14 protein-coding genes and 1 pseudogene are annotated in these 12763 nt (G+C 57.8%); all 15 read right to left on the minus strand.

Features of this window, described 5'->3' with window-relative positions; translation table 11 throughout:
• A pseudogene (locus KDX37_RS27845) lies at positions 1-371 on the minus strand (hypothetical protein); the annotation flags it as partial.
• Positions 368-1102, minus strand: coding sequence for a StbB family protein (gene stbB / locus KDX37_RS27850; protein WP_231656434.1), 735 nt, complete (start codon positions 1100-1102; stop codon positions 368-370). The gene stbB and the pseudogene KDX37_RS27845, both read right to left, overlap by 4 nt.
• A 307-nt stretch (positions 1103-1409) precedes the next feature.
• Complete coding sequence (locus tag KDX37_RS27855; RefSeq protein WP_231656435.1) at positions 1410-1706, minus strand: hypothetical protein; 297 nt, start codon at positions 1704-1706, stop codon at positions 1410-1412.
• 40 nt (positions 1707-1746) lie between these two features.
• Positions 1747-2352, minus strand: a complete 606-nt coding sequence (locus KDX37_RS27860; RefSeq protein ID WP_231656436.1) for a single-stranded DNA-binding protein — start codon at positions 2350-2352, stop codon at positions 1747-1749.
• Positions 2353-2417: 65 nt separating this feature from the next.
• A complete protein-coding gene (locus tag KDX37_RS27865) occupies positions 2418-2942 on the minus strand; it encodes a hypothetical protein (RefSeq protein WP_231656437.1) in 525 nt (174 codons plus the stop codon).
• Positions 2943-2968: 26 nt separating this feature from the next.
• Positions 2969-5134: a type IA DNA topoisomerase gene (locus KDX37_RS27870; protein WP_231656438.1), complete on the minus strand. Its 2166-nt coding sequence runs from the start codon at positions 5132-5134 to the stop codon at positions 2969-2971.
• Positions 5135-5161: 27 nt separating this feature from the next.
• Positions 5162-5524, minus strand: a complete 363-nt coding sequence (locus KDX37_RS27875) for a TrbM/KikA/MpfK family conjugal transfer protein (protein WP_231656439.1) — start codon at positions 5522-5524, stop codon at positions 5162-5164.
• Positions 5525-5563: 39 nt separating this feature from the next.
• Positions 5564-7228: a type IV secretory system conjugative DNA transfer family protein gene (locus KDX37_RS27880; RefSeq protein WP_231656440.1), complete on the minus strand. Its 1665-nt coding sequence runs from the start codon at positions 7226-7228 to the stop codon at positions 5564-5566.
• Positions 7228-7470, minus strand: a complete 243-nt coding sequence (locus KDX37_RS27885; RefSeq protein WP_231656441.1) for a hypothetical protein — start codon at positions 7468-7470, stop codon at positions 7228-7230. The genes KDX37_RS27880 and KDX37_RS27885 overlap by 1 nt, the downstream gene beginning before the upstream one ends.
• A 125-nt stretch (positions 7471-7595) precedes the next feature.
• Positions 7596-7952 (minus strand): hypothetical protein, encoded by a 357-nt coding sequence (locus tag KDX37_RS27890; RefSeq protein WP_054986451.1) that lies wholly within the window; start codon positions 7950-7952, stop codon positions 7596-7598.
• A gap of 9 nt (positions 7953-7961) precedes the next feature.
• Positions 7962-8993 (minus strand): P-type DNA transfer ATPase VirB11, encoded by a 1032-nt coding sequence (virB11, locus tag KDX37_RS27895; RefSeq protein ID WP_231656442.1) that lies wholly within the window; start codon positions 8991-8993, stop codon positions 7962-7964.
• 9 nt (positions 8994-9002) lie between these two features.
• Entirely contained in the window at positions 9003-10334 is a 1332-nt protein-coding gene (locus tag KDX37_RS27900) for a TrbI/VirB10 family protein (RefSeq protein WP_231656443.1), read from the minus strand.
• Positions 10321-11130, minus strand: a complete 810-nt coding sequence (locus tag KDX37_RS27905; protein ID WP_231656444.1) for a TrbG/VirB9 family P-type conjugative transfer protein — start codon at positions 11128-11130, stop codon at positions 10321-10323. The genes KDX37_RS27900 and KDX37_RS27905 overlap by 14 nt, the downstream gene beginning before the upstream one ends.
• The gene (locus KDX37_RS27910; protein WP_231656445.1) at positions 11120-11908 is read right to left on the minus strand and encodes a virB8 family protein; all 789 of its coding nucleotides are present in this window, start codon (positions 11906-11908) and stop codon (positions 11120-11122) included. The genes KDX37_RS27905 and KDX37_RS27910 overlap by 11 nt, the downstream gene beginning before the upstream one ends.
• A gap of 401 nt (positions 11909-12309) precedes the next feature.
• On the minus strand, positions 12310-12763 hold a 454-nt coding region (locus KDX37_RS27915; protein WP_231656446.1), incomplete at its 5' end, for a type IV secretion system protein.

Consider the following 12763-nt stretch of genomic DNA (forward strand, 5'->3'; position numbering starts at 1 on the left):
TCACGAAAATTTCCGGATAAAGCGCTGACTCGCTTTTCCAAGTCTTCGATTTTGATCGCTGCGCGCTGCAAAGCAGGTTCGAACACTCGCTCTAAACTCAGGTGAATGGCCGTGGACATTTCCAAAGCAACGTCCACACCTGCTTTGGCAGCAGTCGCTTGAATGACTTCCTTCGTCGCTTCTTGCAACTGCAACGCGGTGTCTTCAGCATCCTCTACAGCGTCGGCCACAATATCCAGAGAATCCCTCATGGATAGTTCAAGCAACTGCGGAATGCGTTTTACATCATCGTGCAAACGACCTACGTCGCCCAGAAGCTCGATAATCAGAGCATCACGCGCAGTAGATGGAATCGTTTCATGTTCGCTCATTTGATAGCCTCAAGGTCAAACAACGCTGCGAAAACTCCGTCAAGCTTGCGATTGACGCCTTTACACAAGAGTTTCAATCCGTACATATCAGACCAACGATCACGGTCTTGTGCGCTGGCATCTTTGTTTTTAAGGAGCGTTTTGTAGTCGGTGTCATCGTCCATCACGCTTTGCATTGAGATACGGTGGATAGACAAGGCATCAAACAATTCTGATTCGAACACGGCACATTCGGGCTTCAGAGTGAAAGCATTAGCGCGCTGGTAATATGCAGCGATGATCGGAAACTCTGCCTTTACATCCTTTTTGACACGATTGAACAAGACAATGATCTTTTCAGCGGATATGCCCAAAGAGGAAAGGCTGCTAATCATGCTGACTGTTTCTTTTTGCTCCTTGGTGCCCGAGGTGACAGGGATCACGAAGTAATCGATTTCCTCATGGGCTTCTTCAAACTCCTCCAGGTTGGCCATGAAATCTTCAACGTTGGAAGCTCCAACGTCTATGATGGCGCGATCCTCCAGCATGAGTCGCTTGAACACCTCGCGGAATTCATCGCCGCGTAGTTTCTCAACATCTAAACCAAGGTTCTCAGCCGTTTCGTTGATTGACTCAATGGCATAGAGCGGCGCGCCGCCCATACGTGGCCACAGCAGGTTTGCCGCGATAGTCGTTTTGCCAACGGTGCCGGTGTAATTGATGACCACGACTTTCTTTTTGATGAATTTCATTTGGGTAATCCTTGAATAGAGGGGGTCGCACCGGGTAATCACTACCTGGTGTGCTTGCTCTGAAATTTGTTGATGCTGGGCGGTTTGAACACCAAGGGCGCGGCCCTTGTCATCTCGCAACGGCCGCGTTGACCTCGGGAGCGCGGGGTGGTGAAGCTACCCCACACTCCCAAGGTGAGCCTTGTTTGCACGAGGTAGCGTCAAGTGTGCGCTGCGCCCGTGCTTCCGTTCGACGCGACGATGAGGCGCGTCACGTCGAGCCGGGAGCGCGGCACCTGACGTGGGCAAGATCGCGATGAGTGATTGGCTACCGAGCTTTGCCAGCCCCTGCAGTTCGAGTTATTGCTTGAGTTTTAGGAGGTGCACTGAACATCCAGTCCACGAGTGTCCTCAAGACATTGACCAAACCAATCATGACCAGCACTCCAATGCAGGAGTGAAATACCCGTAGAAATTCGCTGAACGGGGTAGATTCATCAGCAATGGCTATGGCCATGAAAAACAAACCGACAGTCCCAGCACCAACGCCTCGCAAGAATGAGCCCACAAGGCGGATAGCCAGCTCTATCAAACGGATAGCAGCAGCAATTTTCATATACGTCATATCTACAATTCCCTTGAATTGAAGTAGCTGTGGGGGTGGGTCAGACCAGCATCCAGTTGAACCGATAGGGGTCCATGAACGGGATATCGGGATCAAGGCCGTCAAAATCCCCAGCGGGTTGCGGTGCAGGTGCTTTGGCCTGAGCCTGCTTGCCCGATGCACGTGGTGGTTTTGGTGCGGCTTTGCCTTTGTCTGACGATTTGGCCGGTGCTGCCTGCTGGGGTGCTTGCTGCCGTGGGGCTTCGTGGTGGTCGCTGCCACTGCTGTCGTGGCCGTTCTGCCCTTGTTGAGCGTCGCCCTGTGGACGGCCACCCAGCAGCTGCATGGTGCCCTGCATGTCCACGACGATTTCCGTGGTGTAGCGTTTGATCCCGTCCTTTTCCCATTCGCGGGTTTGCAGCTTGCCCTCGATGTAGACCTGCGCGCCCTTGCGCAAGTATTCGCCAGCGATTTCAGCAACCTTGCCAAACAGCGAAACGCGGTGCCATTCGGTCTTTTCAACCTTCTGACCGGTCTGCTTGTCAGTCCACTGCTCGCTGGTGGCCAAGCTCAGGTTGGTCACCGCGGTGCCGTTGGGCAGGTAACGACAGTCAGGGTCTTGTCCGCAGGTGCCTACCAGGATCACTTTATTGATGCCACGCGCCATGATTGCGCTCCTTCTTCAAATGAGTTCTTTAAGGGATGTGAAGGGGTGTTGAGAGACCTATGGACTTACCAAAAGGCGTCCATGGCGATACGTTCGAAGTCTGCCAATTGCGCTTCGTGTTCCTCATGAAAACGCTCGTAGCGATCCATGTGTTCTTCGCAGAACCGCTCCAGGGCGTCGGGCTGTAGGCGTGGCGAATAGATCAGCGTCGGTTCGGCGTCATCGTCCACGAACTGCTCGGTGCCATCGGGAAAAATCAGACGGCCCACACCACCAAGCAAGATTTCAACGGCAGTGGTGTAGGGGGCGTTTTTGCTGGCGTCGGGATCAAAATGGATTGTCGTGTTCAGCAGTTCGCGGCCGCGAGCCGTACACTGCGCAGCAGGGGTCAGCATCAAGGCTGTTGTGCCGTCTGCCGACAACTCAAACTCCGCAAAACAGTTGTCGCAATCCACTGGACGCCAGGTCATTTGCCACTTTCTGACGTTGACGATATCCACGGTTGCAGGGGTTTCGCAGTTGGGGCAGTGCGCCATCATCGTGTCACCGGCTGGCCACTGCGCCGCCTTGGGCTGTTGTTCCTCAGGCATAGCTAATGCCTCCTTTAAAGAGGGGGTCATGCGCGCTTTGGTTTGCGGCTGAATACGAATTCCAGCTTGGCTTCGTTGTTGAGCTTCAGGGCCGCTTCAAAGGACTTGCCGGTTTTCTTGCTGTGAAAACCCTTCAGCACCCCGGTCTTGCCCGTCGTCAGCAGCGTTTCGATCTGGCCGGGGGACAGCATCTTCCCGCTGACTTCCGGGTAAAACTTGAAGTCGCAGGCGCGACACCCAATCACTCGTGGGGTGACGGCCAGGTCACTGCCGCACATGGGGCACTGGGCGTTCAGGCTGTCCAGTACAGGCTTGCCGTCACCCTGCACGTTGCCCAGGTCCACGTTCTGCACCTGGTGGGCAATGAAGTCCTCCAGTTCGTCAAGGAACGCGTCCACGGTCAGTTCACCGGCCTCGATCATCTGTTGCTGTTCATGCCAGAGCGCGGTCATGTCCGGCGTGGTCGCAATCGCTGGCAACGCGGCGATGAATTCCAGCCCCAACTGGGTGGGAATCAGTTTTTTCTTCTCGACCGCGTAAAAACCACGCTCCTGCAGCTTGGCCAGCACCGCGCCTCGGGTCGCCGGGGTGCCGATGCCGCCGTTCTCGCCTTTCTTGCCCTGGTCGCGTGCGATCAGCAGCTGTTTGATGCGCGGGTCTTTCACATACTTGGCCACGCGTTGCAGATCCTTGAGCAACGTTGCCTCGGTGTAGAGCGGTAGCGGCTTGGTCTTTTCCTTGGCCACCGTAATGCCGTCGCATACCCCGGCGTCACCGACTTTCAGATCCGCCAGTGCATCGAAGGGGCTTGCGACCTCGGCGGCGTCCGACGCATCGTCGTCTTGCTCGTTTTCTTCAGTGACCTGCGCCGTCCAGCCTGGCTGCGTCACTTTGGTGGAGCGCGCCACGAAGGTGTGGCCGTTCACGCCAAAACTCACTTCGGCACTGAGGTAGCGTTTTTCGGGCAAGAACAGCGCGACGTAGCGTTTCACGATGGCCAGGTACACAGCGCGTTCATCGGCGCTCAGCTGGGTGATGTCGATCTTCACCGCCGTTGGGATGATCGCGGTGTGGGCAGACACCTTGCTGTCGTCGAAAGCCCGGCTTTTGCGTTCCGAATTCACCTCGGTGAACATCCCGGCGAGGTCCGGCAGGGCTTCGCTCAGCAGGCTCAAGGTCTGCGGAGCCTCGCCGAATTGCTCGTCGGTCAGGTAACTGCAATCAGAACGGTTGTAGGTGATGGCCTTGTACTTTTCGCGCAGCGCCTGGGTAAGGGCCAGGGTTTTCTCGGCATCGATGCTGTGGGTCTTGCTCATGTACACCTGCAGGTCGAGCAACGCGAACGGCAGGGGTGCTGGAGTTTGCTTTTCCTCCACTCGGGCATCGGTCACGTCTGCGGGCTTCATTCGGCACGCGTCAGCCACCTGAATAGCGTATGCCACGTCGATGATCCGGTTCTTGTCATCGAGCGGGGCATCAGCGGCCACCACGAGGCGGGCCTGCGCGCGGCTGCTTCCAACCGCCAGGCTTGCTGCAACGGTGTAGTAGAACGCACTGGCGTGACTCTTGTTGGCCAGGTAGCGGTTCACGATCAGCCCCAGGATCGGGGTTTGCACGCGGCCCACTGACAACACGCTTTTAACGCCCTTGGCCCTACCGGCCAGGGTGCAGGCGCGGGTCATGTTGAAGCCGTACAGTTGGTCACCGAGGCTGCGGGCCAGGGCCTTCTGGTACAGGCCATAAAACTCGCGGTTGTCGCGCAGGCCGTCCAGTGCCTTACGAGCGGCATTGGCGTTCATGTCGTTGATCAGGATGCGTTTGACCGGCGCGGTGTTGCCGAAATACTCCAGGACTTCCTCGACCAGCAACTGGCCTTCGTCGTCCGGATCACCGGCGTGGACGATTTCCGAGGCGCGACCGATCAGCTGCTGGACCACTTTGAGCTGGTCGCGAGTACGGGCAATGGGTTGGTACTTGGCCGGGCGCAATCTCAGGGGCAAATCGGCCTGAACCCAGTTTTTATAGGCAGGGTTGTGAACTTCGGGTGGAGCCAGTTCGAGCAAGTGGCCAATGCACCAGGTGACGATATTGTTGCTGCCACATTCGAAATAGCCGTCCTTGCGTATGACGGTGCCCAGCGCCTCGGCAATGACCTGGCCCAAGGCGGGTTTTTCCGCAATGAATACTCGCATGGTGTTCTCCTTGTTAGGATCTGGGGCCTAGCCCTGGACCTTGCCGAACTTGTCGTTGATTTTTTGGGTGTAGCCCCGATCAGCGCTGGGGCAGCTGTTGAGATAGTCCTGGCGCATCGAAGCGGTTTCGCTCCATTTGATGCTTCCGTGCTTCTTGACCAGGATGCTGAAGTAATCCAGTTCGGCGCTGCGGCACTCGCTGCCGCCGCTGTTGCCGGTGAACTTGCCGTAGAGGCACAGCACGGACTTGCACGGGTCGCCTGCGAAAGCTGAGCTGCTGCCCAGCAGGCATATCGCGAACAATGCGCAGACCCGCGTTTGGCCGCGACCGGGCACGGCGTTGCCAGCGGCCTGACCTTGGCGGTCAGCCGTTTTGCTGAAGATGTTCATGTGTTGCTCCTGCAGGCGCTTGGGTGCGCCGGTGGGGGACTACATCGGTTCGGAAGTATCGTCAGCCTGTACAGGCTCTGGCTCTAGCTCGGGTTCCGGCCCGACCTCAACCGGCTGGGCCTTGTCAGCTTCAACCTGGACGGGTTTGGACGCGGTGTCTTTGGGGTTCCAGCGCTGCCGTTGTTCGGCCTGCATGGGCTTGGCGTCGGCCACTGCCACCTTGGCTTCGATGGTGCGCACCGGCACGGTGAGCGCGTCGATTTTGGTTGCGTCTCCAACCGGCAAGGGCGGAGGCGTCATCTTCTGTCGCGCTTTAAACACTTCCTCTTCGAAGTAAATGATCTTGCGCGCCAGAATTTTCATGGGCTCTGTCTGCCGGTTGCCCTGGACAAAAATTAATTGCTTGTCAAAAGGTAACTCGTTCACCTCTTGGGGCAGCATCAAGGGCCGGGGCTGTTCGCTGTAACTGTCTGTTTGACCTCGAGCACCCACCTCGTGCTTCTGTCTGTTCAACGATTGGTTATGTACGCGCACGGTCGTGTTGCCCAAGCGCGTGCTGTACTCCTTGGCCAGCTCGATGTCACCGGGGGCAAACACAATTTCGTTGTGAATCGCCTTCATGATGGCATTGCCGGCTGTCTCGCCATAAATAGCGCGGACCTGATCCTTGCCCTGGAAGATGAGGAAAAACCTCAGACCGGCACCTCGGGTCAGCGCAGGCGCGGTTTCCATGATTTCCATGCGGCCCATGATGGCGAATTCGTCCATCATCAGGGCCAGTTGGTATTTGTACCGAAGCGTACCGTCTGCGCAGTGCCCGCCTTGCTCCGGAATGACCTTGGAGTTGAGCCGTATGGCCTGAGTGAAGAACAGGTTCATCAGCGGGCCGTACGTCTTCAGGTTTCCTTCCGTCACGCTGAAGTAAACGGTGGTCTTCTCCTCGCGCATTTTGGCAAAGTCGATGTCATCCCCTGATACGGCCCAGGCCACCGTCTTTTCGGCATACACCGACAACACGTCGCGCAGGATATCCGCGGTGGTGGACCAACCGCTGCTCTTGTTTTTCGAGGCTTCGTACACACCGTTAAGCTCTCGAAGGGTCTCGAAGCTGAGCGCATTAGGGCCGATGCTGCGCAATTCGATGATCTGCTGAGCCCACGTCCCTATCCCGGTACCCAATGAACCAATTTCATAGGTCTGGGGCAACGTGCAGGGCATTTCCGGCGTTTCCATCAGGTACAGCAGGATGGATGAGAAGACGTTACCGGCCTTGTTGTACCACTCCTGGTTTTTCGGGTTGTCGGAGACAAACAGCACACGGGCCAGGGTACGAATATCGCCTAGCCGGTACAGCGGGTCGCGGTTGATGGCACTGACCGGGTTCCAGCGGTGCGTTTCCAGGCGCTCCGGCGAAAAGCGGTAGACCTTGTGGCCAGCTGAGGCGCGAAAGCCCGAAGTAACATCCCAGTTTTCGAATTTCGGATCGTTGACCACCATTGAATCGGGGTAGCTCAACAGGTTGGGGATCACCGCACTGACACCTTTCATCGAGCCTGGGGGCGCAGCCAGCATCACGAACTGTTGCCCGTAGCTGGCCAGAAACGAATCCTCCGTGGGGTGCTTGCCCAAGAGGAACGCGGGGTGCTCCTCGATCCGTTCTTGGGGATTGTCCGGGCTGATGGGTTTGGATTTAGCCCTGGCCATCAGCGGCTCCCCGCTTGACGCTCAATCACCTGGGCGTTGCGTTGGGCCTGGATGCGTTGTTGCAGGGCGATGGCCACCTGCTGATTGGCCTGGATCTGCCTAAGCGACTCACTGATCTCATCGAGCTGGGCGAGTGCGATACAAATCCCTAGCCAAGCTGCAATGACGAAGACGACGCCCAGCGCAATGGGCAAGGGCAAACCCAGAATGAGACAAGGTTGCGATTCTTTTGATAGTTCCATTGGGACTCTCCTGCAGGGTGCATCCGGGCACAGATCGGCTCCAGGCGGCTGATAGCCGTCTGCGTGGCGGTGCATTGGAATGGTTAGAAAATGCGGAATATCAGGGGGCGATGCGGGTGCAATGCCTACTTGCTGGTGTTCTTGTACTCGCCTTGGTACTCGAACTGGCGTAGCTCGCGGTCGTTGGCAAAGCGGGCATCACCGTGCAACGAGGTCTTGGGCTTCAAGCGCACGAAAACGGCCATCAGCGTGATGCCGACCGGCAGGAAGGTGAGGGCCGCCGTCACACACCATGACCAAGGCACGTACAGCATGCGCCGGTCGTTCCAGGGCAGCTTGCGGGCCTCCCATAACGTGTCCCAGGACAAACCCGCGAAGTGGCCTTGGGTCAGGTGCAGAAACATCGCCCCCCCTGCGTACAGCCCGATCACGAAGCACACAGCCATCATGAACACGATTGATAGCGAGACTTTCCACCACATGGCGCTCTCCTAGGCAGCTCGTTGACGCTGGCCATTGAGCAAGGCCAGCTTGTGTTCGGGTTCGTAATGCACTTCCTCGATGTAGGTGTTTTCAATGTACACCACCACGTCGAATGAGGTGCGCACCAGGCGCTCGATGTACGCGTAATCCAGGCCGAGGCCGATTGGTGACTGCTTCACTAGGCCGCACACACGGGCGTAGCCTGCTTCACTGTCATTGGCGTGCGCGGTGGTCACGGTGCCTTTGGTACCGGTGTTCAGAATCTCGATGTAGTGCCACACCTCGTCACCGGTCAGCTCGGCCAAAAACAGGTGGTCGGGCTTCATCCGCATTGCGCTGGCCACCAGGGATTTGGGCGTCACCACATGGCCATAGAGCAAATGCACATGGTTAGGGTGAAACGGCATGGGATCCTCCAGTATTTCCTGGATAGTGATCATGCGGCGGTTAACCGGAAACATGTCGATCAGCGACTTGCCGTAGGTGGTTTTACCAGAGCCCGGCCCGCCAAAAATGATGATGTTTTGTCGATGGGCGATGGCTATTTCCATGAACCGGTGCCAGTGGCCAGCCGCATGGGCCTCCTGCATGTCGCGCTGCCAGTCTTTCAGGGTCAGTATCGGTGAAGCGATGGCCCTGGCTCGGTCATAGCGGCCACTGTTGACGTAATCCATATGGGTGAAGCGATCCAAAGAGGGTTTTCGAAACGTCATCGACAGGGTGCCCTCTTCGCACGCCGGTGCCATGACAATCTGGCCCCGCTCCCCACCTGGTAATTTCACAGTGTGAATCGGTGAGTGAGGAGCCAGTACGCGGTATCTCAGCGCACAGAGCGCATTGGCCAGCCGCCAGCACAGGTTGTAGGTGAGCCAAGGCGCTTCTTCGTGTTCCCAGCCGTTTGGACCGTCCACCCACAGCTCGTAAGGCCGGTTGATGGCCACGTCCTTGGTGCCCTGACGATTAAGCCGCTCGGTGGCACCTGCCTGGTCGAGGAAGTCCAAGACCAGGGTGTCTTCGGTGAGTCCTTGCTCTTGCATCATGAATACCCCTTAGCGGTTCTCGAAAACCGGCGAAAAATCGATGTCGCGGGCCACGATGACGGTGATGACCGTGCCCGGCAGCAGATGCGCGGTGTCCGGAATGTTGATGGTGCTGTCCAGCGCCTTGTTGGCCATGCTCTCGACGTTCTGCTCGCTGTTGTTCACCGTGTAACCTCCGGTTCCTGAGCTTTTCTGCGTGGTGTTGGCCGCAGCCTGAAGCGCGTCCTGGATGAACGACAACATCACCGCACCGCCAAAGCGCTGCATGTAGTGACGATTGATCCAGGCTTCGGTCCCGCTGGCACCCATAGGGCCTGCACCGAGGCTGTCCAGCTTGGCCCGCGCACCCGATTGGGTTTCAAGCTCTGTCCAGGTGGTGAACACACTGGTTTCGCCTGGGCCAACCTGTACTGTCTGCTCGCCGGTGAGCTTGTCACCCGCCGCCGCAATCACCGTAGAGCCATCGGCGGAATACAGCGGATCGGTCAGACGACAATCCACCAGCCCTGGGTGGGTGCTGATGATTTCGTTGTACAGCGCGCAGCGTGTGTAGGTGTTGTGGCTGACCAGGTACTTGCGGTTCGGTGCCAGATACGCCTTGGCCGGGGCAAAGGTGGTACCGCCCAGGTCACTCAGACTGCTGCGTTTTCTGGTGGACGATTCACCACCCAAACCGCTGCTCGATCCACCCTGAACGTCAGCCAGCAATGAAGGCGGCAGGGAGGGCTGATCGTTGGTCGGCTGTTGCGGCTGTGTATCCGCCGCGCCGGTGCCCATCGCATCTTCCGAGGTGACAAACATCGCAGCCCCCAGTTTGCGCTGCCGGGGGGTCTCCACGACCGGCGTGTTCTGGCTGGGCAGTGGCGGCACACTGGCGGCATGTCCCTGATCGGTCGATCCTCGATTGGCGTCCCTTTTATCCTTTTCCTCCTTCGCCAATCGCTCTCGTTCAGCGCGGGCTCGTCGTTCCTCTTCGGCCTTGTCAGCGGCCAGCTTGGCTTCCCGGGCCTTTTTCATGCTGTCGTCGCTGCCCAGATTCACGTCCAGGGTCGCGTCCTTCTTGACGTGGGTTTCATCGACATCGGAGCCGGTGGTTTTCATCTGGGAAATGGTGATGTACCAAAGCACGGCAATACCCAGCAGCCCCACTAACACCAGTGCGGCCAGGCCCAGGTAAAGCGTCTTCTTGTTTCGGGTATCGCCTGTGCGTTTGGCCCGCACGTCAAAGGCCCCACGGGCTTGGGTGCTGGCTGGCTCTGAGGCCGGTGCCTGTTCGGGCGGCCCTATGCTGTCCGGCCCTGGTGTGCTCTCCGGCGTTTGGTCAGTGTCATTGTTCTGCATGCTTGAGCTCCCGAATCTCACCCGTGGTGGTCCCGTTGAAGTTGTACCCCGTGTTCACCTGGTGGGTGGGCCGGGCCTCTACAACCAAGCCGTTCAAGCGAAAACGAAACAATTGGCCAACGCCATGCACCACGACCACGTTCTGTTCGTTGTGCATATCAGCCACGGTTTCGGTGCCGTCTGGTAGAACCTGGTACAGCGTCGGACGCGGGCCATTGCCAGTGAAGCGGAAGCAGGTGAGCATGCCGTTGTCCCAGCCCTCATACGGCGCTATGGACCTGCTCTCTGAACTGGAGCGCTTCTGATAAGGGCCGTTTTGCACCGGACCGTCGCAGGGGTTGCCAGGGTCACGGCGTACAGCGCCGGATTTTTTCGGCGGCTCGGGGTAGGTGAAGCGCAGCGCGTAGGTCATGTCCGCAGGCCGATTCACCAGTTTCAGCTCAAGGAGGTAGGTGTGCCGGTTGGTGTTGATCACCAGGTTGGTATTCGGCTCCTGGTCGGTGATGGGTTTGATGGCCACCAGGTTACCGGCCTTGTTCGGACCGATGGACCAGGCTTTCGGATCGCCCGACACCATCAGGCCCGATGCCTCGTTGATCGTCTCGTTGGCCGGAAGCTGCACCAGCGAGGTACGGCCCACCGAGGCCTGGATGCGGTACACATTGTCAGGGCTGTAAATCGCCGTCTGCACGCGTCGGTCCAGTGCAGAACCGGTGCCCATGCTCTCGGCAAAGACCGGCAGGCCGGACGTCAGGAGTAACAAGGTGGCGAAACTGGAAACCGCTTTATTTCCCATTGGACACCCCCACTTCCTGAGTCATCGTGTAGGCCTTTATCCCGAAGCCACGTGGGTTTAGCCACTGGTCACCGGCTTTTTTGGCAGGGTTCTTATAGTCGTAGGTCACTGTGGCCACCCAAGTCACCGGGGCCAGCTGAGGGTCGGGGACGCCGTTGCGGTCCAGCACGGTTTTGGTGATCCGCACCTGGGCGGTGCCTTCCCGATCTTTACGCTCAAGGAAGTTGATATTGTTGATATCCGTGCGTATTTGCCGGTTGGTCCCCAGCACTTCCAGATAGCCCTTGGAGGACAACTGGAAGTTACGGTACTCGGTAAAGGTCTCGTCATAGGACATCAACTTGACCATGGCGTAATTGGCATCGTTACTCGAAAAGTTGTAGCTCTCACGGAAACGTACATAGGCCGAGAGCCAGAACTCGTCATCGATCTGCTCCGGTGGCTTGCCTTTGTCATCGGCCCACACCACGTCCGTGTAGCCGGAGTTTCTGTCTACACGTACCAGGCCAAGTTCTACGGTCTTGAGCGGGGTCAGGCCCATCACGGCGGCGATGGACATAAAGGTCAGCACAGCGAAAAAGCCTGCCAAGCGACGGGCGTTTTTGGTCTTGGCCTTTTCTTCGGCAGCGATGTGTTTTGCGAAATACCGCGATGCGTGGATGAAAGCCTGTTCGGCCAGGCTGATTTCTTTTGCAGTGGCCGCGTCGATGCTGGTACGGGCGGCCAGTTGCCGCTCCTGGTCAATCACGTCCTGTTTGGATTTTCGTAGCTTTCTCATAAGTCACCTAAACCTGGACATACACGTGCTGCGCGGATCAGTTCGCGGAGCATTTGGAATCGTTGGGCGGGGCCTCGGCGGGCTTTGCCGGGGAGACGGTTGCTGAGCGCTTTGGACTGGTGGTCTTGAGCGACTGGGCCTTGGGCGCGGGGCTCGCTGCTGGCAGTACCCGGCCAGGCGCGGGCGTTGTCACGGGGGCAGCCCGAGGCGCAGGGGCATGGGTGAAGGGCATGTCTTCCCATTGCCCTTCCGGTTCGGAAAGTTTGGGTGCAGAGCCACACCCTGACAGCAAGGCAGCCGAAAGCAGCCCGCTCAAAGCAAGTTTGAAATTCATAGTGGAGTACCTGAGAGAAACAAGGGTGTTGCGAGTAGGAAGAGGGCGTAGCCGGTAAAGCCGAGTGTTATTGGATGGTGTTGCGTCCTCTCCGCAGTCTTGAAATGCCGGCGGCGGCACCACGAGTCATGCCTCTTGCAGCACCAAATCCTGAAATTTTGCTGATCATTCCGCCTCCGGAGGGGCCACCGCCCATGATGGAGGCCGCTTGCTGAGGCAGTTCGATGACCAGCGCTGTAAACGTGCCAAAGACAAGCAGGGTGATGAAATTACCCGCCAGACTGGTATCCATGACGCCGTTTTTAATCATCACGGTGTTGATAAAACCGATTTCGATAGCCAGCACAACCGAAATCAGTACTTGAGCCAACATAAATCCGCCGATGGCTGAAACCCATCCCCAGAAATACTGCCTGGTCTGTTCAAACAGCAGAAAGGCGATGAACAGAAGCCCCACTGCCACAATAGCCGTTGACAAAACCTTCAGTACAAAGAGCGTGGCGACGGCGGCAAGCAAGAAC

It is taken from the genome of Pseudomonas californiensis (assembly GCF_021147775.1).
Classification (GTDB): Bacteria; Pseudomonadota; Gammaproteobacteria; order Pseudomonadales; family Pseudomonadaceae; genus Aquipseudomonas; species Aquipseudomonas californiensis.

Excerpts from the sequence above, each read along its gene's own strand:
- KDX37_RS27910 (WP_231656445.1), bottom strand. The coding sequence starts at position 11,908 with ATGAGAAAGCTACGAAAATCCAAACAGGACGTGATTGACCAGGAGCGG.
- KDX37_RS27900 (WP_231656443.1), bottom strand. The coding sequence starts at position 10,334 with ATGCAGAACAATGACACTGACCAAACGCCGGAGAGCACACCAGGGCCG.
- KDX37_RS27870 (WP_231656438.1), bottom strand. The coding sequence starts at position 5,134 with ATGCGAGTATTCATTGCGGAAAAACCCGCCTTGGGCCAGGTCATTGCC.
- virB11 (WP_231656442.1), bottom strand. The coding sequence starts at position 8,993 with ATGATGCAAGAGCAAGGACTCACCGAAGACACCCTGGTCTTGGACTTC.
- KDX37_RS27885 (WP_231656441.1), bottom strand. The coding sequence starts at position 7,470 with ATGGAACTATCAAAAGAATCGCAACCTTGTCTCATTCTGGGTTTGCCC.
- KDX37_RS27855 (WP_231656435.1), bottom strand. The coding sequence starts at position 1,706 with ATGACGTATATGAAAATTGCTGCTGCTATCCGTTTGATAGAGCTGGCT.
- KDX37_RS27905 (WP_231656444.1), bottom strand. The coding sequence starts at position 11,130 with ATGGGAAATAAAGCGGTTTCCAGTTTCGCCACCTTGTTACTCCTGACG.
- KDX37_RS27860 (WP_231656436.1), bottom strand. The coding sequence starts at position 2,352 with ATGGCGCGTGGCATCAATAAAGTGATCCTGGTAGGCACCTGCGGACAA.
- stbB (WP_231656434.1), bottom strand. The coding sequence starts at position 1,102 with ATGAAATTCATCAAAAAGAAAGTCGTGGTCATCAATTACACCGGCACC.
- KDX37_RS27880 (WP_231656440.1), bottom strand. The coding sequence starts at position 7,228 with ATGGCCAGGGCTAAATCCAAACCCATCAGCCCGGACAATCCCCAAGAA.
- KDX37_RS27865 (WP_231656437.1), bottom strand. The coding sequence starts at position 2,942 with ATGCCTGAGGAACAACAGCCCAAGGCGGCGCAGTGGCCAGCCGGTGAC.
- KDX37_RS27890 (WP_054986451.1), bottom strand. The coding sequence starts at position 7,952 with ATGTGGTGGAAAGTCTCGCTATCAATCGTGTTCATGATGGCTGTGTGC.
- KDX37_RS27875 (WP_231656439.1), bottom strand. The coding sequence starts at position 5,524 with ATGAACATCTTCAGCAAAACGGCTGACCGCCAAGGTCAGGCCGCTGGC.